The organism is Paenarthrobacter sp. NCHU4564, from assembly GCF_052156435.1.
Lineage (GTDB): Bacteria > Actinomycetota > Actinomycetes > Actinomycetales > Micrococcaceae > Arthrobacter.
Genome location: NZ_JBQLIS010000046.1, coordinates 1 through 2,400 on the forward strand (window position 1 = coordinate 1; position 2,400 = coordinate 2,400).

Below are 2,400 nucleotides of genomic sequence, written 5' to 3' on the forward strand. Positions count from 1 at the left end.
GGCCCGGCAAAATCCAACCAATCAAAAAACAATCGGTATCAACAAACTTGGCACACTATTGAGTTCTCAAACAACAGACCCTCCAAAACATAACCCCGAAGCGCACCACACAAAGCAGCACACCCACCAAGGGCCATTGGAAAAGAAGAGTTATTTATCCGCCGCCTCCCGGCCCGTACACACCTTCCGGCTTTCCGTTCCGCTCCCGGCGACTCAGAAAACAATACACGCCCCCAACCCCCAACGCAAATCCACCTACCGCAGTGCCTCTCGACGGCAACCGGACACACCGTTGTCCCATATGAAGCGCTCATGAATCTCCCGTGAAGAAGCCACGATCCACGGGCTATCCGCCCCCCACTCAACCGCCCGGTCCAGGCCGCCGGCCCCCGGCGCTTGCGCTGACGAACCGCCTCATCCAGGGGCCACCCTCCGCTGACGTTTCTGGCTGGACGTTGTGCCGTGGTGGGAGGATTGGCACATGGAACTGCACATCACAGGAGATCCCACAGCCGACCGACTGCTCAGTGACGACGCTTTTGCGCTGCTTACGGGAATGCTGCTTGACCAACAGGTCACTATGGAGTCCGCCTTTGCGGGGCCCGAGAAGATCCGTACCCGCATTGGCTCCCTGGAGCCTGGAGCCATCGCCGGCTACGACCCGGCAGGCTTCGTAGAGGTCTTCAAGGAAACACCTGCCGTCCACCGCTTCCCTGGCTCCATGGCAGGACGCGTCCAGGCCCTGGCCGAAACGGTCCACAGCGACTGGGGCGGCGACGCCACCGCGATCTGGACCCGCGGCAACCCGGATGGAGCTGAAGTTCTCCGCCGATTGAAAGCACTGCCCGGTTTCGGGGACCAGAAAGCGAAGATCTTCCTGGCTCTCCTCGGGAAGCAATGCGGCCTCCAGGCTGAAGGCTGGCGCGAGGCCGCGGGCCACTACGGCGAGGAAGGCTCATACCTCTCAGTGGCGGACATTGTGAGTCCGGAATCCCTGGCCAAGGTCCGTGCGAGCAAGCAGGCTGCCAAGGCTGCTGCCAAAGCTGCGAAGGCCTGAGGCTCCCTGCCGCAAACAGCGAAAGCGCCGACCGTCCAGGCGATTTCCAGGGGTCGTTGCAAGACCTATTGGTCAGGTGGTTAGTAGTAAGTCACGTAAACGCTCGGCTGGAGTTTTCCCGCCGAGCGTTTTGCGTGGGCGGCCGTTGAGTTCCTGGGCTACGTGCTCGAGGTCTTCGGGTCCGTAAACGGACAAGTCGGTGCCTTTGGGGAAGTACTGTCGCAGCAACCCGTTGGTGTTCTCGTTGGATCCGCGTTGCCAGGGGCTAGCCGGGTCGCAGAAGTAGACCTGCATGTCGGTGGCGAGGGCGAAGGACTTGTGGCCTGCCATTTCAGCGCCTTGGTCCCAGGTAAGGGAGCCTCGCAGGTGCGCTGGCAGGGTGGCCATGGTCTTGATGAGGCCGTCGCGGACTGTTTCGGCGGTGTGGTCGTCCATCCGGGGATCGGAATTGCGGGCAAGTTCCCGGCTGACTGTTGAAGCCGGTCGTGCCAGGGTGCGTGCGATCGCCCTGATGGAGGACCCTGCTGCTTGCAGGTCCCGGATCATCTCCCGTTCCTGGACGTTGAGGTATCGCGGGTCGATGGGCCTCTCCAGGGCCGATACCGGGACCGGCATGGGTCCGGCCGCGCTGTCGGGAGGAATCATGGTGGTCACACCACGTTTGTAATCGATGACGCGGCCGTCGGGGTAAATGCGTCTCCCACCAGTCTTCCGGATTCCTTGATCCCACTCTTCGGCGGTTCGCAGATGTATCCCGATCGCCGTGGCAGCTTTGCGCCGACTTACGCCGGTCTTGCGCAGCCGGAAGTACTCATCCCGCCCCGGGTGAGGGCCCGCGCCCGGTTTCCCATGGCTTTTCAGCCCGGCTTTACGAACCCATCCGGCGCATGTATCGGGGTTCAGTGCGAGTTCCCTTGCAGCTTTCCTCGTGCTCTTGATCCGGTCGAACACTTTGAAGAACTCCGCCTTCCGGGCCGGCGTGTATTTCCGCTGCCCAGCCTTGCGATCCCGGGGGCCCGTTGAGGGAGTCGTGATTTATGCACCCACTGATAGCACGTCGTCTGATTGAAGCCGAGCTCCGCAGCGGCCGCGCTCACGATCCCACAACTATCCAACACAAGGAAGAACTAGGCCTTCTGCTCGGGCGTGTACTTCCTCCGCCCGGCAGTTTTCTCCGTTAAAGACGACACGGTCGTTGCAACTCCCAAAAATTCCGGGTGTTGCAACGACCGCTAGAACCCGCCCGATGGTCGGGGTTTTTGTGTGGGTGGTTAATGTGGGAGACCCCCCAACGTGGTTGGGGGGTCTCGACCTGAATGGTTGTCCGGCGGTGTCCTACTCTC

The 2,400-nt window shown here is 61.6% G+C and carries 2 protein-coding genes and 2 pseudogenes; 2 read left to right on the plus strand and 2 right to left on the minus strand.

Translation table 11 applies throughout. The features are described from left to right. Both ACSVIE_RS21000 and ACSVIE_RS21005 read left to right on the plus strand, forming a co-directional pair. Nucleotides 1-316: hypothetical protein (locus ACSVIE_RS21000; RefSeq protein ID WP_442425146.1), on the plus strand; the 316-nt coding region annotated here is incomplete at its 5' end. 165 nt (nucleotides 317-481) lie between these two features. Continuing rightward, nucleotides 482-1,057 carry an HhH-GPD-type base excision DNA repair protein gene (locus ACSVIE_RS21005; RefSeq protein WP_442425147.1) on the plus strand — a complete coding sequence of 192 codons (576 nt, stop codon included), beginning with the start codon at nucleotides 482-484 and terminating at the stop codon, nucleotides 1,055-1,057. A 72-nt stretch (nucleotides 1,058-1,129) separates the two neighbouring features. Here the strand turns inward: ACSVIE_RS21005 and ACSVIE_RS21010 are convergent. Both ACSVIE_RS21010 and ACSVIE_RS21015 read right to left on the minus strand, forming a co-directional pair. Beyond that, nucleotides 1,130-1,486, minus strand: a pseudogene (locus ACSVIE_RS21010) (IS30 family transposase); the annotation flags it as partial. Nucleotides 1,487-1,516: 30 nt separating this feature from the next. Further along, nucleotides 1,517-1,702: pseudogene (locus ACSVIE_RS21015) on the minus strand (helix-turn-helix domain-containing protein); the annotation flags it as partial. Between the last annotated feature and the right edge of the window lie 698 nt (nucleotides 1,703-2,400).

What these genes read in the sequence shown, in the direction of transcription:
- ACSVIE_RS21005 (WP_442425147.1), top strand. Translation starts at nt 482, where the DNA reads ATGGAACTGCACATCACAGGAGATCCCACAGCCGACCGACTGCTCAGT.